Origin of the sequence: Oceanibaculum nanhaiense (assembly GCF_002148795.1) — a bacterium.
Lineage (GTDB): Bacteria > Pseudomonadota > Alphaproteobacteria > Oceanibaculales > Oceanibaculaceae > Oceanibaculum > Oceanibaculum nanhaiense.
Window position 1 is genome coordinate 12,124 of record NZ_MPOB01000014.1, and the last position, 22,746, is coordinate 34,869.

The 22,746-nt window shown below is 63.4% G+C and carries 20 protein-coding genes; 16 read left to right on the top strand and 4 right to left on the bottom strand.

Going from position 1 to position 22,746, the window contains the following annotated elements; all coding sequences use genetic code 11:
• The 10 genes from BKM74_RS17085 to arcC all read left to right on the top strand — a co-directional run bounded on the left by BKM74_RS17085 (position 1) and on the right by arcC (position 10,047).
• Entirely contained in the window at positions 1–630 is a 630-nt protein-coding gene (locus BKM74_RS17085) for a DUF1989 domain-containing protein (protein ID WP_086466925.1), read from the top strand.
• Entirely contained in the window at positions 627–1,778 is a 1,152-nt protein-coding gene (locus BKM74_RS17090) for an aromatic ring-hydroxylating oxygenase subunit alpha (RefSeq protein WP_086466926.1), read from the top strand. The genes BKM74_RS17085 and BKM74_RS17090 overlap by 4 nt, the downstream gene beginning before the upstream one ends.
• The gene (locus tag BKM74_RS17095; RefSeq protein WP_086466927.1) at positions 1,778–2,788 is read left to right on the top strand and encodes a D-2-hydroxyacid dehydrogenase; all 1,011 of its coding nucleotides are present in this window, start codon (positions 1,778–1,780) and stop codon (positions 2,786–2,788) included. Before BKM74_RS17090 ends, BKM74_RS17095 begins: the two co-directional genes overlap by 1 nt.
• Before the next feature lie 82 nt (positions 2,789–2,870).
• Positions 2,871–3,689 (top strand): substrate-binding periplasmic protein, encoded by an 819-nt coding sequence (locus BKM74_RS17100; protein WP_176342595.1) that lies wholly within the window; start codon positions 2,871–2,873, stop codon positions 3,687–3,689.
• Positions 3,690–3,782: 93 nt separating this feature from the next.
• Positions 3,783–5,042 (top strand): ArgE/DapE family deacylase, encoded by a 1,260-nt coding sequence (locus BKM74_RS17105; protein WP_086466929.1) that lies wholly within the window; start codon positions 3,783–3,785, stop codon positions 5,040–5,042.
• 40 nt (positions 5,043–5,082) lie between these two features.
• Complete coding sequence (locus BKM74_RS19120; RefSeq protein ID WP_281251466.1) at positions 5,083–5,313, top strand: F0F1 ATP synthase subunit gamma; 231 nt, start codon at positions 5,083–5,085, stop codon at positions 5,311–5,313.
• 93 nt (positions 5,314–5,406) lie between these two features.
• Complete coding sequence (locus BKM74_RS17115) at positions 5,407–6,852, top strand: YfcC family protein (protein WP_086466931.1); 1,446 nt, start codon at positions 5,407–5,409, stop codon at positions 6,850–6,852.
• The gene (locus tag BKM74_RS17120; RefSeq protein ID WP_086466932.1) at positions 6,849–8,072 is read left to right on the top strand and encodes an arginine deiminase; all 1,224 of its coding nucleotides are present in this window, start codon (positions 6,849–6,851) and stop codon (positions 8,070–8,072) included. Before BKM74_RS17115 ends, BKM74_RS17120 begins: the two co-directional genes overlap by 4 nt.
• A gap of 30 nt (positions 8,073–8,102) precedes the next feature.
• Complete coding sequence (gene argF, locus BKM74_RS17125) at positions 8,103–9,104, top strand: ornithine carbamoyltransferase (protein ID WP_086466933.1); 1,002 nt, start codon at positions 8,103–8,105, stop codon at positions 9,102–9,104.
• A gap of 1 nt (position 9,105) precedes the next feature.
• Positions 9,106–10,047, top strand: a complete 942-nt coding sequence (arcC, locus tag BKM74_RS17130) for a carbamate kinase (protein WP_086466934.1) — start codon at positions 9,106–9,108, stop codon at positions 10,045–10,047.
• 102 nt (positions 10,048–10,149) lie between these two features.
• Here the strand turns inward: arcC and BKM74_RS17135 are convergent, their stop codons facing one another.
• The 3 genes from BKM74_RS17135 to BKM74_RS17145 form a co-directional block, all read right to left on the bottom strand.
• Positions 10,150–11,406 (bottom strand): NAD(P)/FAD-dependent oxidoreductase, encoded by a 1,257-nt coding sequence (locus tag BKM74_RS17135; protein ID WP_086466935.1) that lies wholly within the window; start codon positions 11,404–11,406, stop codon positions 10,150–10,152.
• A 43-nt stretch (positions 11,407–11,449) separates the two neighbouring features.
• On the bottom strand, positions 11,450–13,537 hold the full coding sequence (locus BKM74_RS17140; protein WP_086466936.1) for a TRAP transporter permease: 2,088 nt from the start codon (positions 13,535–13,537) through the stop codon (positions 11,450–11,452).
• A gap of 130 nt (positions 13,538–13,667) precedes the next feature.
• Positions 13,668–14,810: a TAXI family TRAP transporter solute-binding subunit gene (locus tag BKM74_RS17145; RefSeq protein ID WP_217895523.1), complete on the bottom strand. Its 1,143-nt coding sequence runs from the start codon at positions 14,808–14,810 to the stop codon at positions 13,668–13,670.
• Between the two features lie 69 nt (positions 14,811–14,879).
• Here BKM74_RS17145 and BKM74_RS17150 point away from each other — a divergent pair, with 69 nt between their 5' ends.
• From BKM74_RS17150 to BKM74_RS17165, 4 genes are all read left to right on the top strand, one after another.
• Complete coding sequence (locus BKM74_RS17150) at positions 14,880–15,851, top strand: LysR family transcriptional regulator (protein WP_176342596.1); 972 nt, start codon at positions 14,880–14,882, stop codon at positions 15,849–15,851.
• A 68-nt stretch (positions 15,852–15,919) separates the two neighbouring features.
• Positions 15,920–17,059: an NAD(P)/FAD-dependent oxidoreductase gene (locus BKM74_RS17155; RefSeq protein WP_176342597.1), complete on the top strand. Its 1,140-nt coding sequence runs from the start codon at positions 15,920–15,922 to the stop codon at positions 17,057–17,059.
• Entirely contained in the window at positions 17,040–17,339 is a 300-nt protein-coding gene (locus tag BKM74_RS17160; RefSeq protein ID WP_086466966.1) for a (2Fe-2S)-binding protein, read from the top strand. The genes BKM74_RS17155 and BKM74_RS17160 overlap by 20 nt, the downstream gene beginning before the upstream one ends.
• Positions 17,336–18,742 carry an FAD-dependent oxidoreductase gene (locus tag BKM74_RS17165; protein WP_086466940.1) on the top strand — a complete coding sequence of 469 codons (1,407 nt, stop codon included), beginning with the start codon at positions 17,336–17,338 and terminating at the stop codon, positions 18,740–18,742. Before BKM74_RS17160 ends, BKM74_RS17165 begins: the two co-directional genes overlap by 4 nt.
• A gap of 210 nt (positions 18,743–18,952) precedes the next feature.
• Here the strand turns inward: BKM74_RS17165 and BKM74_RS17170 are convergent, their stop codons facing one another.
• On the bottom strand, positions 18,953–19,876 hold the full coding sequence (locus BKM74_RS17170; RefSeq protein ID WP_086466941.1) for a GntR family transcriptional regulator: 924 nt from the start codon (positions 19,874–19,876) through the stop codon (positions 18,953–18,955).
• 116 nt (positions 19,877–19,992) lie between these two features.
• Between BKM74_RS17170 and BKM74_RS17175 the strand changes: the two genes are divergently transcribed.
• Both BKM74_RS17175 and BKM74_RS17180 read left to right on the top strand, forming a co-directional pair.
• Positions 19,993–21,135, top strand: coding sequence for a C45 family autoproteolytic acyltransferase/hydolase (locus BKM74_RS17175; protein WP_086466942.1), 1,143 nt, complete (start codon positions 19,993–19,995; stop codon positions 21,133–21,135).
• Between the two features lie 51 nt (positions 21,136–21,186).
• Entirely contained in the window at positions 21,187–22,743 is a 1,557-nt protein-coding gene (locus BKM74_RS17180; protein WP_086466943.1) for an ABC transporter substrate-binding protein, read from the top strand.
• The last annotated feature ends 3 nt before the right edge of the window (positions 22,744–22,746 follow it).

The window sequence follows — 22,746 nt, forward strand, 5'->3', positions numbered from 1 at the left end:
ATGGATCAACACGTGCATATCGACGAGGTGATTGCCCCGAAGGCCGGCTGGTCCTGCCGGCTGGATGCCGGGCAGCACCTCAAGATTGTCGATCTGCAGGGCGCCCAGGCGGTGGACTTCCTGGCCTATGCCGCCGACCGGCCGGACGAGCGTTACAACGCGGCCGATACGATGAAGATCGCCGGATCGATATTCCTCACGAAGGGCAGCAAGCTCTATTCCGACATGGGACGCGTGCTGCTGACCATCGTCGATGACAGTGTGGGGTGTCACGACACCATCGGCGGCTGCTGCAGCCGGGAGAGCAACCTTGCCCGCTACGGCCAGCCGGGCGAGGCGAACTGCCGGGATAATTTCCTGGGCCAGCTCGCCCGCCACGGTCTCGGCAAGCGCGATATCGTGGCCAACATCAATTTCTTCATGGCCGTGCCGGTGCTGCCGGACGGCACCATGGCGATTACCGACAGCCGCTCGAATCCTGGCGATTACATCGTGCTGCGCGCCGAGACCGACGTGCTGGTCGTGCTGTCCAACTGCCCGCAGATGTTCAACCCGGCGGCCGGCTACGACCCGTCGCCGATCCGCTGCGTGGTCTATTCAAATTCCGACGAGAAGGAGATGGTCCGATGATCCTGAACCGGGAGCCGCAGGACCTGTTCGACCCCGCCCTCTACGCCAATGTGCGCAAGCCGCTGGCCGAGGCTGAGACACTGCCGCCCTGGTGCTATACCAGCGACCGCTTCTACCAGCGCGAGGTGGAGCGCATTTTCCTGAAGGTCTGGAACTTCATCGGCCGGGCCGACCGCATCCCCAATCCGGGTGATTATTTCACGCTGGAATTCACCGGCATCCCGCTGATCATCGTGCGGAGCGATGACGGCAAGGTGCGGGCCTTCGCCAACAGCTGCCGCCATCGCGGCGCGCTGATCGCGATGGGGGAGGGGCGGTGCCGCGCCTTCAAGTGCCCTTATCATTCCTGGGCCTTCGGGCTGGACGGGCAGCTGCTGAGCGCGCCGTCGATGGAAAAGACCGCCAATTTCGATCCGGTCGAATATGGGTTGATCGAGGTGCGGCTGGAAAGCTGGGGCGGCTTCATCTTCGTGAATTTCGATCCGGATGCGCCGGGCCTCACGACCTATCTGGGCGATTTCACCGAGCGGGTCGCCCCCTACAATTTCGAGGATATGGTCTGTGTCCGCCGCACCGAATACACCATCGATTGCAACTGGAAGATCTATGTCGAGAACGCCAAGGAGGCGTACCACATCGGCACGGTCCACCGGAACACGATCAACCGCTACGCCTCGGCCAAGTCGGCGGGCTACCGGGTGCAGGACACGGCGGGCAATTACTGCTCCACCTTCTCCATGCATGACGGCTCGATGGCGCTGCTGAAGGGCGACAAGGGTTTCCCCGTCATTTCCACCCTGATGGGCGATCTGCGCGGCGGTACCACGGCGCCGCTGATCTATCCCAGCACCTATCTCGCCTGCACCATCGACTGCGCCTGGTATCTGGAGATCCATCCGCTGGGGCCGCGGCGGATGAAGCTGATCCATGGCGCGCTGTTCCCGAAGGACAATCTGGCGCGCAAGGATTTCGAGGAATCGGTCCGCAACTACTACCGCCGCTGGGACATCACCACCGAGGAGGACAATGTCGCCTGCGAACTGCAGCAGCGCGGGCTGGAAAGCCCCTTCGCGCTGCCCGGGCGGTTCTCCTACCGCGAGCCGCTGGTGCGCGACATCGACAACTGGGTTCTGGACCAGGTGCTGTGATGCCAAAGGCCAGGCCGCGCGAGGGAAAGATCAGGCTGTACGTCGAATCGCTGACGCGCCAGCCGGAGGTGTTCCACATCACGCCGGAACGTTATGCCCGCGTCGCAGCGCGCCTGCCGGAGATCGCGGCGAGGATCGACCCGGTGCTGAGCTTCGACGGCGCGAAGTTCGCGGAGAATGTCGAGACTGCCGACGTCATGGTCGGCTGGGAGTTCGACCGCAAGGCCGTGCGCGAACGGGCGGAGAATCTGGCGCTGGTCCACATCACCGGGGCCGGACTGGACCATCTGCGCCCCTTCGACTGGCTGCCATCGGGCGCCAGGCTGACCAACAACAGCGGCGTGCATGGCGAGAAGGCCGGCGAGTTTGCCTTCATGGCGGTGCTGATGCTGAACAACCGCATGCCGCAGCTTATGAATGCGCAGGCGGGGCGCAAATGGGACCGCGCCTTCGCCTCGGTCAGCGCCGGCAAGACCCTGCTGGTGGTCGGCGTTGGCCATATGGGGGCGGAGGTGGCGCGCTACGCCTACCGCAACGGGCTGACTGTGCTGGGCATCAGGCGCAGCGGCAAGGCCAACCGCTATGTCCACAAAATGGGCACGCCCGACCGGCTGGCGGAATTCCTGCCACTGGCCGATTTCGTGGTCGTCACCGCCCCCGCCGTCGAGGAGACGAAGCACCTGATCGGCGCTGCGGAACTGGCGCTGATGAAGGATACGGCCGGGCTGGTGAACATGGCCCGCGCCCATCTGGTCGATTATTCGGCGCTGAGCCGGGTGCTGGAATCCGGCCGGCTGTCGGGCGCCATCCTCGATGTTTTCTCGCCTGAGCCGCTGCCGGCGGACAGCCCGCTGTGGAGCGTGCCCAGGCTGATCCTGACCCCGCATTGCTCATCCGACGATGCGGATCTCTACGCGGAAAAGACGCTGGAACTCGTCTTCCGCAACATCGACCGCCTGCTGGGCGGGCGGAAATTAAAAAACGTGGTCGATCTGACCAGGGGGTACTGACCATCGGCGGAATCCAATGCTCAAACGCACGGAGGCACCAATGTTTCGGACGACATTTCGCAGATTAGCCCTGGCGACAGGGATGGTTGCCATCGCTCTGGCCGGCACGGCCGCCCTGGCGGACGCCAAGGCGCAGATGATGGATCGCATCCTGACGGACAAGAAGGTCAAGGTCGGCTACATCCCGTCGCCGCCCGGCACGATCAAGGACCCCGCCAGCGGCGAGGTCAAAGGCTTCTACGTCGAGGGTGTGCGCTACATGTTCGACCAGATCGGCGTCGAGATCGAATTCGTCGAAACCACCTGGGCGAACTTCGCCGCCGGCCTGCAATCCGGCCAGTTCGATTTCTCGATGGCCGGTACTTTCGCTACCATCAAGCGCGCGGCGGCGGTCGAGTTCACCAACCCGATCCATTATCTGGGCTACAGCGCCGTGGTGAAGAAGGGCGACGAGCGCTTCAAGTCGCTGGCCGACTTCAACCAGGAAGGCATCAAGATCGCCGTGGTGCAGGGCGGCGCGGGCCAGGAATATGTCCGCGAGAACTTCCCCAAGGCGGAGATGGTGCAGCTGGCCACCGGCAACCTGACCGCGCCCTTCATCGAGGTGGCCTCCGGCCGCGCCGATGTCGGCATCGAGGATGCCTGGCAGGCCCGCCGCTTCGCCACCGCACAGCCGGGCGTAACCGACCTTTTCGGTGACCAGCCCTACAATGTGCTGCCCATCGCCTGGGCGGTGAAGCGCGGCAATGACGACATGCTGCGGTTCCTGAACACCTCCATCGATTTCATGCTGCTGACCGGCCGCTGGGAGAGGATGGCGGCGCCGTACGGCGGCACCGGCCGCTATGTCGACAAGGTGGTGATGGTGCCGTTCGGCCCGGCCACCGAAGTGAAGAAATAATCCCTGCCCCTGACTGCCGGCGCCGTCCTGGGGCGGCGCCGGACTTTCTTCCCGCATCGCCCCCCTCGAATTGACAGGAAAGGCACGCCTCCAATGTCCGTTTCCACCGACGACGACAAACAGCAGCTTCTCGACTGGGTCGAGGCCGACCGCGACAAGCTGGTCGCCTTCCTGCGCGAATTCATCCGGCGGCGCAGCCCGAACCCGCCCGGCGACACGCTGGAAGCCGCCGCCCATGTGATGCAGGCGCTGACCGAGAACGGGCTGGACTACAAGATTATCGATCCGAACAAGGTGATGCCGAACATCATCGCCAGCGTCGAGGGCGGATCGCCCGGCCGGCACCTGGCGCTGAACGGCCATCTCGACGTGTTCCCGGTGGAAAGTGATTATGGCTGGAGCGCCGATCCCTGGGGCGCGGAAATCCGCGACGGCAAGATTTATGGCCGGGGCGCTGCCGATATGAAATGCGGCACCACCGCGTCCCTGTTCACCTATATCTATCTCAACCGGATGCGCGAGAAGCTGAAGGGCAAGCTGACGCTGGTCGCGGTCTCCGACGAGGAGACCTTCGGCCCCTGGGGGGCGCGCTATCTCGCCGACCATCATCCCGAAGTGTTCGGCGATTGCTGCCTGAACGGCGAGCCGAGCGGCATGGGCTCGCTGCGGTTCGGCGAGAAGGGGCCGCTCTGGCTGGAATTCACGGTGAAGACCGCCGGCGCGCACGGTGCCTATACCCATGCCAGCCCCAGCGCCACCAAGATCGCCGTCGGCATCATTACCCAGCTGGAGGATCTCAGCGACATGGAGCCGGCGGACCTCGGCAATCTTGAGGCGCTGATCCGCGATGCTTCCTCGGTCATCGATCATGAATTCGGCGATGGCGCGGCGCGCATCGTGCGCCGCGTCACGGTCAATCCCGGTACCATCAGCGGCGGTGTGAAGGTGAACATGGTCGCCGCCGACTGCACCTTCCAGGTCGATATCCGGGTGCCGAACGGGCTGACCGACGCGGACATCCACAAGGAAGTGGCGCGCATCCTTGAGGCCTACCCGCAGGTGACCTACAAGACACTGGTCTATAACCCGCCGGCCTGGACCGACCCGGACACCGAGATGGCCCGGATCGTGCGCGCCAACGCCATGCTGGTCTCAGGAATCGATCCGGTGCCGGTGATCAGCCTGGGCGGCACCGATGCCCGGCTGTGGCGTTACAAGGAAGTCCCGGCCATCGTCTATGGCCCGGCCCCGCGCGGCATGGGCAGCGTCGATGAGCATGTGCCGATCGAGGAGTTCATCCACGTGGTGAAATGCCACGTGCTGTCGGCCTACGATTATCTGACGGCTGAATAGCGCATGTGGGGCTTGCCATGATTCAAGCCGGCGGCGCGAGTTGTGCCGCCGGCACGGTCGCCTGAAAGGAGACCCGACAACCCGTGCGGCCCTTCATGCCTTCGTGGCCGAAAACGAGGCTCGCATGGCCGCCATGTCCGCTGCATCGCGACAGATCGAGGAGGAGTTGGGCGTGCTCGAAGCCCTGGCCCGACGGATGCGGCAAGAGGCGATCACAGCCGAGATCATTGAAATCGCGGCGGGGGCGATGGCGGGCCGGCGACTGCGCTGAGGTATCTGGCTCGCTGGCTTGATCTGGATCAGTTCGCCCCCGCCCCATAAAGGCTAGCCTGATCCCAATAGGTCCGTTTCAGGGAGCAGCCCCATGCCATCCGCCGAGAAACCGAGGTTCCGCTTCCCATCCGCCTTTACCATACTGTTCGCGCTGATCATCCTTGTGGCTGCACTGACCTGGATTATTCCGGCTGGGCAATATGAGCGCGTGGCCTCCGAGGCTTTGGGCAAGGATGTGCCGGTGGCGGGCAGCTATGCCCTCACGGACGCCAATCCGCAGGGTTTTTTCGATGTGATCCTGGCTCCCATCGCAGGCTTCTATGATCCTGTCGCCTATACCGCGAATGCGATCGACGTGTCGCTTTTCGTGCTGATCATCGGCGGCTTCATCGGGGTGGTCACGGCGACCGGAGCGATAGATGCAGGCATTGCGCGGGCGATGATCCGGCTGAAGGGGCGCGAGAACTGGATGATCCCCTTTCTTATGGCGCTGTTCGCTTTGGGTGGCACCACCTACGGGATGGCGGAGGAGACGCTTGCCTTCTACGTCCTGCTTATCCCGGTCATGATCGCCGCCAAATATGACGCCCTGACGGCCGTGGCCGTGATCCTGCTGGGGGCCGGTGTCGGCGTCCTTGGATCCACCATCAACGCCTTCTCGACCGTGATTGCATCGGATGCGGCGGGCGTGACCTTTGCGGATGGTCTGGTATTGCGGCTGGTGATTCTGGCTGTGTGCTGGGTGGTCACGGTGGCTTTCGTGATGCGCTATGCCGCCAGGGTCAGGGCTGATCCGGCCAAATCGCTGGTCTATGACAAGAAATCCGAGAACGAGGCGCATTTTCTGGCCGCAACCCCGGATCACTCAGAGGCGGGCGCCGCGACATTCACCGGCCTGCACAAGATTGTCCTGGTGCTGTTCGCGCTGACTTTCGGCGTGATGATCTGGGGTGTATCCGTCGGCGGCTGGTGGATGGCGGAAATGAGCGGGTTGTTCCTCGCCGCCGCCATCGTGGTCGGCGTCATTGCCCGGCTGGGCGAGGGCAAGCTGGTGGACAGCTTCGTAAACGGCGCGCGCGATCTTCTGGGGGTTGCGCTGATCATCGGGCTTGCGCGCGGAATCGTCGTGGTGATGGATGCGGGTCTGATCACCGACACCATCCTGCATGCAGCGGAAACCAGCGTGGCGGGGCTGTCGCAGACCGCGTTCATTCTGGTGATCTACTGGATCGAGGTGGGGCTGTCGTTCTTTGTGCCCTCGACCTCCGGTCTTGCGGTGCTGTCGATGCCCATTCTGGCGCCGGTGGCCGATTTCGCAGGTGTGAAGCGCGAACTGGTTGTGACGGCATTCGCCACAGCCAGCGGCATGGTCAACCTGATTACTCCCACTTCGGCCGTCGTCATGGGCGGGCTGGCAATTGGCCGGGTGCCCTATGAACGGTGGCTGCGCTTCGTCTGGCCGCTTCTCGTGGCGCTGACCCTTATCGTCATGGCAGCCCTTGCCATGGCCACCGTGTTTGGAGGCCCCCCGACATGACCCTTGCATATGGCGTTCATTCCGAAGCCGGCATCCTGCGCCGCGTCATGGTTCACCGGCCCGGCTCGGAAATGGCGCGGCTAACGCCTGCCAATGCCGAAAGCCTGCTGTTCGACGATGTTCTGTGGGTGAAACAGGCCCGGATCGACCATATGGCCTTTGTCGATGTCCTGCGCGAACGCGGGGTCGAGGTCGTGATGCTGCGCGAGATGCTGGAGGAGGTTTTGGCCGATGAGTTCGCGCGCCGCTGGCTGCTGGAGGCGCGGATCAACGACAATTCGGTGGGTGTGGGCCTGTCCGCCGATCTGCTGGCCTGCCTGATGGAAATGCCCGCCGAGCCGCTGTCGAACATTCTGATTGGCGGGATGAGCCGGGCCGAACTGCCGATCCCCGAAGGCGGCGTCGTGGTGCCGATGCTGCGGGACGAAGATTTTCTGCTGGCGCCGATGCCGAACCAGATATTCACCCGTGACAGTTCCTGCTGGATCTATGGCGGCGTCACGCTGAACCCGATGTTCTGGCCCGCGCGACGCCTGGAGACGCTGAACCTCGCCGCGATCTACCGCTTTCATCCCGATTTCAAGGATGCCGGTTTCCCGATCTGGTTCGGTGACCCGATGGTGGATCACGGCCTTGCCACACTGGAAGGCGGCGATGTGATGCCGATCGGCAATGCAACCGTTCTGATCGGCATGGGCGAACGCACCACGCCGCAGGCGGTGGGGCAGGTGGCGCGCGCGCTCTTTGCCGGCGGTGCGGCGGAACGGGTGATCGCCTGCCAGTTTCCGCGCGCTCGGTCCTCCATGCATCTGGATACGGTTTTCACCTTTTGCGACCGCGATCTGGTGACGGTCTTTGCCGAGGTGACGGATGCGATCCAGACCTATTCCCTGCGCCCCGATGACAAGGGCGGCGTGCAGGTTACGACCGAAACGGCGCCGTTCCTTGAGGTGGTTGCCGGGGCCCTGGGCCTGAAGAAACTGCGCACGGTGTCAACCGGCGGCAATGCCTACGAGGCGCAGCGCGAACAATGGGACGATGCCAACAACCTGCTCTGCATCAGCCCCGGCGTCGTGGTGGGCTATGCCCGAAACACCCATTCCAACACCCTGCTGCGCAAGGCGGGGGTCGAGGTCATTACCATTTCCGGCGCCGAGCTGGGGCGCGGGCGCGGCGGGTCGCATTGCATGTCCTGCCCGCTGATCCGCGATGCGCTGTGACGTGCCCGATACGCTTGAAAGGACCACCTCATGCCGCAAAACCTGCACGGCCGCAGTTTCCTGAAACTGCTGGACTTCTCGCCTGACGAATTGCGCTTTCTTCTTCGCCTTGGGGCCAGCCTGAAAGAGGCGAAGGCCACGGGTACCGAACAGCGCCTGCTGGACGGCAAGAACATTGCCCTGATCTTTGAGAAGGACAGCACCCGCACCCGCAGCGCGTTTGAGGTCGCGGCCTTCGATCAGGGCGCGCATGTCACCTATCTGGGGCCATCGGGCAGCCATATCGGCACCAAGGAAACCATGAAGGACACGGCCCGTGTTCTGGGCCGGTTCTACGATGCGATCGAGTATCGCGGCTTCGGTCAGGCAGAGGCCGAAACGCTGGCCGAGTTCGCCGGTGTGCCGGTCTATAACGGGTTGACCGATGATTTCCACCCGACGCAGATTCTGGCTGATCTGATGACCATGCGTGAGTTCACCCATAAGCATCTGTCGGACATCGCCTTCTGCTTTGTCGGCGACACCGGCGGCAATATGGGGTCGTCGCTGATGGTGGGGGCGGCGCTGATTGGCATGGATATCCGGCTTTGCGGCCCGCAAAGCCTGTGGCCGGACGCAGCCCTGGTGGATCACTGCCGCAAGCTGGCGGAAACCAGCGGTGCCCGTATCACCCAGACCGAGAAGCTGGCTGAAGGTGTCGAGGGCTGCGACTTCATCTATACCGATGTCTGGGTGTCGATGGGCGAGCCTGATACCGTCTGGGCCGAGCGGATCGCGCTGCTGTCGCCCTATACCGTCACCCGGGAGGTGATGGAGCTGACCGGCAACCCGCACACCAAGTTCCTGCACTGCCTGCCCGCCTTCCATAACCGCGACACCAAGACCGGCGAGAAGGTGTTCCAGACCTATGGCATCGATTGCATGGAGGTGACGGAAGAGGTGTTCGAATCCGCCGCCTCGGTGGTGTTCGATCAGGCGGAGAACCGGCTGCATTCGATCAAGGCGGTGCTTGTCGCAACCATCGGGGGCTGAGATGCGCATCGTCGTCGCGCTGGGCGGCAACGCGCTTCTGAAACGCGGTGAGCTGATGACGGCCGAGGCGCAGCAGACCAATGTGCGTGTCGCCGCCGCGGCCTTGGCGGATCTCGCGCGCGATCACCAGATCATCGTGGCACATGGCAATGGCCCGCAGGTGGGGCTGATGGCACTGCAGGCGGCCAGCTTTGCGCCGGAAAACCCCTGGCCGCTGGATGTTCTGGGGGCCGAAACCGAAGGCATGATCGGCTATCTGATCGAGCAGGAGCTGATGAACGCCCTGCCGCCTGGTGTCGATTGCGCCACGCTGTTGACGCGGGTCGAGGTCGATCCGCTGGACCCGGCCTTCGATCAGCCAACAAAGCCCATCGGCCCGGTCTACACGGACGCGGAAGCGAAGCGGCTGCGCGCGGAACATCATTGGTCGATGGTGGCCGAGGCCGAAGGCAGGTTGCGGCGCGTCGTGCCTTCGCCCTTGCCGATCGCCCTTCTGGGCCTGGCGCCCATCCGCCTGCTGGTCGAGGCCGGGGTCTGTGTGATCTGCGCCGGCGGTGGCGGCATCCCCGTGGTGCGCGGCGAGGACGGCAAGATGCGTGGCGTCGAGGCGGTGATCGACAAGGACCGTACCTCGGCCCTGCTGGCCATGGCGCTGCAGGCCGACATTCTGCTGATGCTGACCGATGTCGAGGCAGTGTTCCGCGACTGGGGCGGGCCGGATCAGGCGGCGATAGCGAAAATCAGCCCTGACGCGCTGGATGCGATGGACTTTGCGGCAGGGTCAATGGGGCCGAAAATCACCGCTGCCTGCAATTTCGTGCGGTCGGGCGGTTCGATGGCCGGCATCGGCAGGCTGCAGGATGCGCGCGCAATCGTCGAGGGCCGGGCAGGCACGCAGGTGCGCATTGACCCGCTTTCCGTTATGTCCGCATTTATAAGTTAGTCCTGTTCATGCTGTGGTCCTCTCGGGGACCGGCTGGTGAGAGGGCGTCGCCTTGTCACGACGGACTCCCTTTCAGAATGGAAACATTCCCGGGGGAACAGGTCAGCTGGCGGAAAACCGGGTAACATCATAGGGTGTGATGTCGATGTTCGGCGTCTCTCCGATGGCCAGCTGCGTTGCAAGTTGACCCGTCATGGGCGCGGCAGTGAGCCCGAGATGGCCGTGACCAAAGGCGGCAATAAGACCCGGCGCGCCGGGAACCGGCCCGATCATCGGCAGGCTGTCGGGAAAGGACGGGCGCTGGCCGCTCCAGACCTGCCGGGACTCGGTATTGAGTTTCGGCAGGACACGCTTGGCCGGCCCCGCAAGTACTTCCGAGCGCCGGTAATCGGGGGCGTGATCAAGCCCGGCGAATTCGGCCGTCCCGGCACAGCGCACCCCTGTCTCCATGCTCGATGCCACGAACTTGGCATCCGTCACCATCAGCGAGTTGTTGATGGTCACGCCCGGATCGTCGAAGACGATGTGGTATCCGCGCTCGGCCTCCAACGGCACCTTGACGCCGAATGAGGCGAGGAACTTCGCCGACCAGGGACCGGCCGTCAGGATGGCGCGGTCGAAATCATGAAGCCCCTGTTCGGATTGAATGCGGACCCTGCCATCTTCGCGCGGCGACACGGCCTCCACCTTTGCCTGCAGGATGTGACCGCCCATGTGCTGGAATTTTTCCGCGAGCACTTTTCCGATCGCGCCAGGGTCGAGTGCCCTGGCCTGATCGTGGATCAGGATTGCGGCCTCATACGCCGTTGAGACGTCGGGTTCGACATCGCGCAACGTGGCGGCGTCGATCTTCTCGAACGGAACGCCGCGGTCCCGGCGAATTCGCCATTCCAGGCTGTTGGTATCGGCTTTCGCCGCATCGCGGTACAGGAACACATACATCGAATCGCGCACCAGATGCTCGCCGCCCGTTCCCTGCAGCAAACGCCGGTACATTTCGACCGTCGGCCGGTTCAACTGCAGCATCGCATCGGCAATCGCGGGAATGCGATCCGCCTGGCCTGCGGCGAAGAATTTCGTCATCCAGGGGAAGAACCGCGGCAGATAAGGCCAGCGCAGCGCAACCGGCCCCTCCGGATCGAGCAGCCATTTGGGCACATTCTTCCAGACGCCGGGCATTGATTGGGGAATACAGGACCAGGCCGAAATAACCCCGGCATTCCCGAAGGATGCGGCCTCCGCCGGCGGGCTGGGGTCGATCAGCGTGACATCCAGTCCCCGCTCCCGCAGCGACAGCGCGGTGCAGATTCCAACGATCCCGGCGCCGATCACACCGACAGTCTCAGGCTTGTTTCCCATACCCTAGCTCTCCGTTGATGACGTCCCGGCCCGCCCGCCGGTGCTATGTTGCACCGGCTTCCGCCACCCGCGCACTGCGCCGGGCGAGAATCTGCTGCACCAGCGCCGGTGCGACAAAGGCCAGCGCCCACAGATCGCTTTCATAGCCGGGGGCGACCAGGAAAATGCCGGCTATGGCGCACAGCGCGCGGAACAGGGCAGGCATCGGCGCCAGGAAGAAGCCGCTGACACAAATCGCCAGCAGGAAGACGCCGATGGCGCAGGTGATGGTCGTCTCCAGAAACGCGGCCCAGGTGAAATATTCCGGGATCACGATCAGCATTGCCGGCGAATAGACGAACACCATCGGCACGATCAGCTTGCCGATACCGAGGGTAAAAGCGGCAACGCCGGTGCGGAACGGGTTGGCGTTGGCGATGCCCGCAGCTGCATAGGCCGAGGCGCAGACCGGCGGCGTGATTTCCGAGATGACGCCGTAATAAAGCACGAACAGGTGCGAGGCCAGCGGCGGCACGCCGAGATTGCCGAGGGCCGGCTGCGCCACCGTCGCCAGCATGATGTACAGCGCGGTGGTTGGCAGGCCAGCGCCCATCAGGATGCAGGTCACGGCAATCAGCACCAGCGACACGAACAGCGTGATGTTCTGCACTGAAAATTCGGTGAACGGCACCAGGGCGACGACCGGATGCAGGCTCTCCGCCAGCGTCTGGGCACTGTTGGTGACCAGGAAGCCCAGGCGAAATCCAAGGCCGGTGGTATTCACGACACCGACGACGATGCCGATGGCGGCGCAGACAGCACCGACGGCTAGGGCGTATTTGACACCGGTTACACAGCCATCGAACAGGTCACGCGGCGTCAGCCGGTGCATCGGATTGACGAAACCGATGACGACCGCGCTGGTGATGCCCCAGAAGGCAGCCATATTCGGCGAATAGCCCGAGAACAGCACATAGATCAGCACGAACAGCGGTATTGCCGTCGGCCAGCCCCGCTTCAGGACGCTCAGCAGATGTGGAATGTCTTCGCGCGCCATGCCCTTCAGCCCGAGACGCCGGGCCTGGAAATGCACGATGCACAGCACGCCGATGTAATGCATGGCCGCCGGCACAATGGCGGCGACGACGATGGTGGTGTAGGGCACCTCCAGGAATTCCGCCATGACGAAGGCGGCAGCGCCCATGATCGGCGGCGTGATCTGGCCGCCGGCACTCGCTGCGGCCTCGACCCCGCCGGCAAGATAGCCGGGATACCCCATCTTCTTCATGTTCGGAATCGTCAGCGATCCGGTCGAGACCGTATTCGCGATCGAAGAACCCGAGATGGTTCCGAAAAAGGCCGACGAAACCACGCTTACCTTGGCAAGCCCGCCGGTATAGCGCCCGGCAATGACGCTCGCGACATCCACGAAGAACTGGCCCAGGCCCATGCGCTGGGCCAGGACGCCGAACAGCACGAAGTGAAAGACGACCGTGGAGACGATCCACAGCGTGACGCCGAAGATGCCCTCCGATGGAAAATACATGTTGTTGATGTACTGCTTCCAGCCGATCCCGGGATGTTTCAGGATATCGATCGGAATATAGGGGCCGAAAAGCGCGTAGCAGGTAAAGATGATGATGATGATCGGCACGATGATGCCGAGTGTCCGGCGAACGGCCTCCAGCAGGATGCCGATCAGCAACGTTCCCATGACGACGTCCAGGGTGGCGGGGTTGCCCTGGCGCATGACCTGGGTGGTCAGGTCGATCCCCAGCCACGGAATCGTCAGCCCGTGCCAGGTGACGCCCACATACATCGACGCGGTCACGCCGGTTACGATCAGAACCCAGTCGTAAAGCGGCACGTTGCCGTAAATGAACAGGCTGACCGGGCGTACCTTGCCCGCCTTTTGCGACGTCAGCAGCGGATATCCGACGAAAATCAGGAAAATGACGCCGGATAGATGAAACCCCATGTGCCAGAAATCCACGGGCGTGCCAAAACCCGCGGTATAATAATGGTAAATTGCAAAACAAAATGAAAACCACAGGGCGAAGAACTTCAGATAAGGCCCCGTATTTCTGGTTTGAAGCCCTGAATCGTATTTTTTCTCCAGCTCTTCGGCTTTTTTATAATCGTAATCAGCCATCCTGCGACCTGTTCTTTTAATTAATTTATTTGTCTTTTGTGTTTATGAGTGCGGTCCGCCAATCCGGAACTGAACCGGCGGTCCGTTTCGGGACCGCCGGCACGTGTCGCTTCCGGACTGTCGCAGCCGGTTATTTCAGGAGGCCGGTTTCCTTGTAGTAACGCTCGGCACCCGGGTGCAGCGGAATCAGGATGCCTTTCAGGGCGTTCGCCTCAATGATGACCTTGCCCTTGGCATGGCCATTATCGAGAAGCTTGCGCGTACTGTCGTTCCACAGCGCCTTGGTGATCTCGTAAACCAGCTCCTCGGGCTGATCGATAGAGGTGATCAGCTGCGCGTTAACGGCGAGGGTCGGCACGTCGTAGGTGACATTCTCGTAAGTACCGGCCGGGATAGAACTCTCCACGTAGAACGGAATGAAGTCATTGATTTCCTTCCGTTCCTTTTCGGGGAACTTGTAGAGTTCGAAGCCCTTGGTGGAGCCAAGCTGCACCAGCGCGGAAGCTGGCGTGCCCATCGCGTAGAAATAGGCATCGAGCTGCCCGTCGGCGATACGCTGCGCGGACTGGGTATTGTTCAGCTCGGCGGCCTGCACCTCGACGCCGTAATGCTCAAGGATCATCTTCACGACGACCTGCGTGCCCGAACCGGCCTGGGCGATGCCAACGCGCTTGCCCTGCAGATCCTTCAGCGAGGTCATCGTCTGACCCTTCGGAAGGACCAGATGCAGATCCTCCGGGAACAGATTGGCGATGGCGCGAAGCTTTTCCTTCTTGTTATCGACGAAAGCGCCTTCGCCCTTGAAAGCCTGCACGACGTTCTGCCCGCCGGCGAGGCCGGCATCAAGCTGGCCGGCCTGAATCGAATTGATATTGGCAACGGTTGCGTTGGTCGAGACGGCGATCGCGACCAGCCCCGGTACACCGCAGCTGCCGCCCTTATCGCAGGGCCGGGAACCGGGCGGGTTGGAGAGCGCATTTGCGAGCAACCCGCCGATAGGGAAGTAGGTACCGCCCGCAGCGCCGGTGCCGATACGCCAGAATTTCATGTCCTGGGCCTGGGCAACGCCGCCGGCGATACCTCCCAGGGCAACAGCGGTAACAGCTGCCGCAAGTGTCAATTTGATGAATTTTTTCAAAGTAGCCTCCTCTGACGGGTTCTGGATTGTTTTGTTGGGATGCACGCAAGGAAGCGTGCATCCGGCAATAGGCAGTTGCGCCCGAAACGGGCCGATTCCAATCATTGTGACAAAATGCTCATCCACCGGGGGCATTTGAGCAAATCCTTATTTCTTTTAGGTTCATAAATTGTACTTATGGGTTCGCAGCATGAGGACTCCGATATGAATTTGTGGCAGCTCCAGGTATTCCGCGAGGTTATGCTGACCGGCTCCCTGACCAAGGCCGCGAAGAACCTTGGCCGGACGCAGCCGGCGATCAGCGCCGCCATTGCAAATCTTGAGCGCCATGTCGGCTATGAGCTGTTTGAACGGAAGAACAGCCGCCTGCACCCGGTTCCCGAAGCCCAGTTCCTGCTCAGCGAGGCCGAAGGCATTCTCGGCCGCATCTCGTCGCTTGAGCGGTCGATGCGGGAAGGCAGCGGCCTCGGCAGCGCCCAGGTCCGCGTCGCCTGCATGCCGATACTGGCTGATTTCTTTATGCCCCGCGTTATCGGCCAATTCACGCGGCAGCATCCGAACACGCATTTCCTGATGATGGCGCCCAGCTCGTTCAATATTTATGAGCGCATTGCCGCGCAGCAATTCGATGTCGGGCTTGCTGAACTTGGCTGGGAGTCGGACCTCGTCCATGTGGACAAGTTCGAGGTGAATTGCGTCTGCGCCCTCTCCAGCAAGGACCCATTGGCATCGCGTCCGTTCGTGACGCCGGGCGATCTCGATGGCCGGCCCTGCGCGACATTACTGCCGGAGCATGTGATTCCGCGCCGGTTACGGCAGATTTACGAGGAAGCCGGGGCACGCCTCAACGTTCAGTTCGAATTGCAGAACGCCGCCTCGCAATATCCCCTGATCGCCGAGAACATCGCCTATGGCATTTTCTCCCCGCTCAGTGCCTGGATATACCGCACCACCCATCAGCGCCCGCAGGAAATCAGTTTCCTGCCGTTGCGCCCATCGGTCGTTTATCCGTTCGCGATCCTGACGCCGATGCACCGGCCCATGTCACGGCTTTCGCGGGAATTCATCGCCCTGTTGCTGGACGAAGTCCGAAAGCTGATCCTTGAGATGGATTCCATCTTCAATGCCGGCCCGGTCACCGATTACCGCACCGCCATATCGATCGCGAAAACATAACTGTTTGACAGACGCCGTCGGCGCCTTCTTTCCTAATGGCCCTTCACCTTGCGTCTCCAGGCGGGCCGATGCCGGTCAACTCTTCGGATAAAAACTACGATGTCGCCGTTATCGGCGGCGGCATGATCGGGCCGGCGGTCGCCCTCGGCCTGCTTGAGCGTGGACTCGATGTCTGCATCCTCGACGAGGCGGACGATGTGCTGCGCGTGGCGCGTGGCAATTTTGGCCTGGTGTGGTTTCAGGGCAAGGGTTTCGGCATGCCGCGCTATGTCGAATGGACCCGCCGTTCGGCTTCCCTGTTCCCTGGCTTCGCGCAGGAACTGCGGGAATCGACGGGCGTCGATATAGGCCTTGCACAGCCGGGCGGGCTGGAGCTTCTGCTCGGCGACGAGGAAGAAGCGCGCCGGCGGCATTATCTGGGGCAGATCTATCAGCAGGGTGGCGGCGCCCGCTATGAGGTCGAATTTCTCGACCGAAAGCAGGTTGAGGAGATGCTGCCGGGGGTCCGGCTTGGCGATGGCGTCACGGCGGCGTCCTACAGCCCCCTCGACGGTCATGTGAACCCGTTGTTCCTGCTGCGGGCCATGCATACGCGCTTCCGCCAGCTGGGCGGCGCCTATCTGCCGCATCATCACGTGTCCGGCGTCACGCGGCGCGGCAGCGCCTATGAGCTGCAAACCGCCGGCGGTATCGTGAGCGCCGGCAAGATCGTGATCGCCGCCGGCCACGGATTGCGCGATCTGGGGCCGCCGCTTGGCCTCGACGTGCCGATCCGCCCGCAACGCGGACATATCCTGGTGACGGAGCGGACCCAACCCTTCCTGCCGATGCCGATGAGTGCGTTCCGGCAGACCGTGGAGGGGTCGGTCATGCTCGGCGTGTCGGCCGAGGAAGTCGGCTATGACGACAGCATCAACACCGCGACGTTGCAGACCATTGCCGAACGGGCCGGTCGGATCATCCCGGCCTTGCGGCAACTGAACATTGTCCGCACCTGGTCGGCCCTGCGTGTCCTGACCCCCGACAAATGCCCGGTTTACACGGAATCCAGGACCCATCCCGGCATCTATGCCATCGCCTCGCACAGTGGCGTCACCCTTGCCGCCGCCAATGCGAAAGTCGCATCGGGATGGATTGCCGGCGATCCACCGCCGCCGGAGTTCGAAGCCTTCGGGCTGGAGAGGTTCGATGCTGAAGCGACGGCATAGCGCGGCGCCGGGGATCATCATCGAGATCGACGGCGCGCAGGTCGAGGCCGCACAGGGCGACACCGTCGCCGCCGCCGTCCTCGCCCATAGCGACAGCGCGACGCGGGCGACGCCGGTATCCGGCAGCGGCAGGGCGCCCTATTGCATGATGGGCGTCTGCTTCGAGTGCCTGATGGAGATCGACGGCATCCCGAACCGCCAGGCCTGCATGGTGACGGTCGCGCCGGGGATGCGGATCGCGCGTCAGCTGGGTTCCCGCAAGCTCGGGGACCGCACATGACCGTTTTCGATTTCGACCTGGTCATCATTGGTGCCGGTGCCGCCGGCATGGCGGCTGCCGCGGCGGCATCGGCGCTCGGGCTCAGCACCGCCCTTGTAGATGAACAGCGGCAGCCGGGCGGGCAGATCTACCGCTCCATTGAGGCGGTAGAAAAAGAACGGCCGCAAGACCTCCCCATGCTGGGCCGGGATTATGCCCATGGCAGTGATCTGGTACGGGCATTCAGGGCCGCCGACACGGTGCGCTATCTTGCCGGGCAGGCGGCCTGGCAGGTCGAACGCGATGGCGGCGTCTGGTGCAGCGACGGCGCGCGCGCCAGCCGCCTGCGGGCGCGCCACGTCCTGCTGGCGACTGGCGCCATGGAACGTGCTGTGCCGGTGCCGGGCTGGACCCTGCCCGGTGTGATGACGGCAGGGGCGGCGCAAATCCTGCTGAAGAGCAGCGGCATGGTCCCCGACGGGCCAGTCGCGCTGGCCGGCGGCGGCCCCCTGCTGCTGTTGATTGCCGATCAGCTGATTCAGGCAGGCGCGTCGATTTCGGTATTCGCCGAAACCACGTCCTGGCGCGACTATGTGCGCGCCGCCCGTCACCTGCCGAAAGCGTTGCGCGCGCCCGACTATCTGAAAAAAGGCATCGCCATGCGGCGGCGGATCAGGGCGGCCGGCGTCGAGATCGTCAGCGGCATCTCCGGGCTGGAAATCGCTGGAACGCAGCGTGCGGCCGGTGTGGCCTTCGATGTTGCCGGCAGGCGCCGGGAAATCGCCGCCGATACCGTGTTGCTGCATCATGGCGTGGTGCCGAACACCCAGGCGACGCGGCAATTGCGCCTGCCCCATGAATGGCAAGGGGCACAGCATTACTGGTATCCGAAGACCGACGATTTCGGGGCGACCGAGGCCGGGGCCATCTTCGTTGCCGGCGATGGTGCTGGAATCCTCGGCGCACGCGCGGCCGAGCTGTCCGGGCGGCTGGCGGTGCTGGAAATCGCCCACCGGCTTGGCCGGATCGATGCGGCAGAGCGCGACCGCCTGGCCGGGCCGTTGCGGCGTGACCGCGACCGCCAGGCGGCGGTACGGCCGATGCTTGACGCGCTCTTCCCGCCGCCAGCGGAAATCCTCAACCCGCCAAAGGACGAGACCATCATCTGCCGCTGCGAGGAGGTGACGGCCGGCGAGGTCCGTCAGGCTGCGGACCTCGGGGTGCCGGGGCCCAATCAGTTGAAAGCGTTCCTGCGCGCCGGCATGGGGCCGTGCCAGGGGCGGCTGTGCGGCCTGTCGGTGACGGAGATCATCGCCGCCCGGCAGGAAAGGTCACCGCAAACGGTCGGCGCCTATCGCATTCGCCCGCCGCTGAAGCCGCTGTCCGTCGCGGAACTGGCCGACATGCAGCCGGAAGCGGACTGACCCGACACACATTGGCTGTTTCATGGTGCCGGTCAGGCGGTCCTTCAGCTTGTACCAGTTCATCATCACCGGCAGGAACCAGGGCTTGCCGTGCGGTTCCGTCGCAATCATCTCGGAAATCACTGGCACCAGCTGGCGGCGCACGCCGCCATGATAGAGGTCGGAGCCGATCTCATCATGCAGGCTGGTCCCCTTCTCCAGCCTTCCGCGCTACTCGTCGAGGCTGGTGTAATCCGCCGCCTGGGTCAGATGCCGGCGCAGCAGCGCCTCCGCCCAGGCTAGGTCGCCGCTGTCGAGCGCCTCGATGATCGCCAGATGCTCGCGGCAGGACTGCACGATACGCTCGCTCGCCATGCCGGTGAATTCGGCATATTCGCGCATCCGGCGCAGATTGTTCTGGTGCCGGATGGCCTGCTGGAAATAACGGTTGCCGGAGAATTCGGCGATCATTTCGTGGAACGCCGTGTTGGTCTGGAACCAGTGTTCGGAGGTTACCTGTTCCGGCGCCGCCAGGATTTCCTCATGCTGCTGGCGCATGGTCTCCAGCTTCGCCCTGTCCACCGCGAAATGCCGGGCGCGCAGCGCGCCGCATTCCACGACAATGCGGAACTCGTAGGAATCCTCGTAGGCCCGGTCGTTCTCCAGCATCTCGACGAAGCCCCAGCCATGGCCGCGCAGCCGCTCGATCAGCCCTTCGCCGGTCAGTCGGGCGAGCACACGGGCCAGCAGCGCGCGCGACACGCCATAGCGCTCCGCCAGCTCCGCCTCGGTCACCTCATGGCCGATATGGCCCAGCGCGCGGTCGCGCAGCATGCGGTCATGGATGATTGAGAGGCGCGATTCAGGGAAATCCTGGGCTGCCTCGCCGGGTGCCGGCAGGCGCGCGACCAGGAAGCCGCGGCCCTTTTCCGAACGCAGGAAGCCCTGCGCCTCCAGAAACCGCATGGCGGTACGCACCGGCGAGCGGGACACTGACAGCTCCTTCGCCACGCGCTGTTCGGGCAGGCGGGAGCCCGGTTCCGGACGCTGCTCGGCCAGCATGGCAAGGATGCGTCCGGCGATCTCCGCCTGCAGGTCGCTGCGCGGCGCGTCGCCCTCCCGCGCCGAAACCGTGGCGCTCTCATCCTCCGTCATGCTCGATTCCTATTTGTATAATTTAATTTCATAGTTCGATTTTGACTCTAAAACCCCTGGACTTTGTGTTTTTTTTGCAATCAAAATACACAAATCTGTCATTCAGGATAATCCCCATGAGCTATCAGCCTTTCCCGCTAATCGAGATTTCCGGTACCCCCACGGAGCGCGGCCGTTCCTATGGCGCGCAGGCCACGGAGAGAATCCATAAGGGGGCGGGGCATTATGTCGAGCAGATTCGCAAGATGGGCCTGACGCAGGAGGATATGGGCCGGCTGATCGCCGCCTTCCTGCCGACGGTGAAGGAATTCGATCCCGCTTATGCCGAGGAGATGGCCGGCATCGCCGAGGGCGCGAAGATCGAGCTGGAGGCGATCCTGCTGCTGAACTGCCGCACCGAGATCCTGCAGCTGGCCCGCCGCCATGCCGGCCTGCTGGACGAGCCGGATGGCTGCACCGGCGCGGTGATCCTGCCGGAGGCCAGCCTGAACGGCGAGCTGATCCACGGCCAGAACTGGGACTGGAAGGCGGAATGCGTGGAAACCGCCGTTGTCCTGCGCATCCGGCGCGAGGATGGGCCGGACCTGATGACCTTCACCGAGGCGGGGGCGCTGGCCCGCGCCGGCTTCAACGCCACCGGTGTGGCGATCACCGCGAACTATCTGGAATCCGACCTCGACTATACGCAGGAAGGCATCCCGCTGCCGCTGATCCGCCGCAAGGTGCTGGAGTGCGAGCATCTGGCCGACGCCATCCGCGCGGTCGCCTGCACGCCGAAATCGGCCTCCAACAACATGATCCTCAGCGCCCGCGACGGTTTCGCCATCGATTTCGAATGCGCGCCGAACGAGGCCTTCGCGATCCGGCCGGAAAACGGGCTGATCGTCCATGCCAACCACTGGAACAGCCCGGTGGCGCTGTCCAAGGTGAAGGATGCCGGCATCCTCAGCACGCCGGAGAGCTATTACCGCGATTGGCGGGTGCGCCAGCATCTGGAGAAGAAGCTGGGCAAGCTGACCGTGGACGATCTGCGCGAGGCTTTCTTCGACGATTTCCTGACACCCTATTCGGTGTGCCGTCCGCCGCGCCCGTCGCATGCCGGCAATATCAGCTCGACCGTGGCGATGATCCTGATGCGCCCGGCGGCCGGCATCATGGAGGTGGCGCCGATGCCTTCGCGCAACCGGGAGTTCACCACCTACACGCTGGAGACACGGGCCCGCAAAGGGCTGCCCGATACCCGCGAAGCGGCCGAGTAAAAGCCGCGCGGACCAAAACAGAATAATCCTCGAACAGGCAGGATCTGGGACATGACTTATGCGAAAAGGTTGACCGGGCTGGCGCTTGCGCTGGCCGTTGCCGGCGCGGCAGGCGCCGCACAGGCGGAAACCTCGGTTAAGGTGTCGCTGAACGCCGACATCCGTTCGACATATCCGGGAGTGAATCGCGACGCCAATACCGACGGCGTGGTGCACCACATCGTCGAAGGGCTGGTCGCCTTCAAGGAGAACAGCGAGGTCGCCCCGCTGCTGGCCGAGAAGATCGACCTGTCCGCCGACGGGCTGACCTACAGCTTCACCCTGCGCAAAGGGGTCAAGTTCCATAATGGCGCGCCGCTGACCGCCGACGACGTGCTGTTCACCTGGTCCAGATACATGGACAAGGACACCAAGTGGCGCTGCTTCTCCGATTTCTCCAAGGGCATCAGCAAGGTCGCCAAGGTGGAGAAGACCGGCGACATGAGCGTCGCCTTCACGCTGGAGCAGCCCAGCGCGCTGTTCCTGGGGCAGATGGCGCGCATCGATTGTGGCGGCACCGGCATCCTCCATAAGGACAGCTTCGCCGCCGATGGCAGCTTCGTGAAGCCGGTCGGTACCGGCCCCTACAGCCTGGCTGAATGGAAGAAGGGAGAATATGTCGAGCTGGAGAAGTTCGCCGGTTACAGCCCGCGCACCGAGAAGCGCGACGGCTATGCGGGGGAGCGTGTCGCCCATATCGACAAGGTGCGCTTTGTCGTCATCCCTGACGGCTCGGCCGCCAAGGCGGCGCTGCTCAGCGGCTCCATCGATGTGCTGGCGGATCTCGATGTCAGCCATCTGAAAGAGGTGAAGGCCGCCAAGGGCGTTGTCGTCGATAGCGCGACCACCATGGGTCTCAGCGCCTTCCTGCTGCAGACCAAGGACCCGGTCTTCGCCGATGTCCGCATGCGCAAGGCACTGGCCCACGCCATCGACATGTCGGCCATCGTCGATGCGGTGACGCTGGGTACGGCCACGCCGAACAACTCGCCGATCCCGACGGTCAGCGCGTTCTATGGCAAGCCGCAGGGCGAGCAGATCAAGTACGATCCGGCGCTGGCGAAGAAGCTGGCCGCCGAGGCCGGCTACAAGGGCGAGCCGATCAAGATGGTCACCAACAAGCGCTATGCCGCCTCCTTCGACTCGGCGGTGTTCGCGCAGGCGATGGCCAAGGATGCCGGCATCAATATCGAGCTGGAGGTGATTGAGTGGGCGACCCAGCTGGATATGTACCTGAAGGGCAATTACCAGATGATGTCCTTCCTGTATTCGGCGCGCCTCGACCCGTCGCTCAGCTTCGACATGTTCTCCGGCCCGAAGGAAACCCAGGCGCGCAAGGTGTGGGACAATCCGGAAGCGCAGAAGCTGATCGCGAAGTCGATGGCGATCTCCGACAAGGCCGAGCGGCAGAAGCTGTTCGATACGCTGGAAGCCATGTTCCGCGCCGACCTGCCGATGCTGGTTCTGTATAACGGCTCCGACATCGCGGCCTATTCGGACAGGCTGGAGGGCTATAAATCCTGGATGGCCGGCCAGCCACGGCTCTGGGGCGTGAAGGTCAAGGGCTGACAA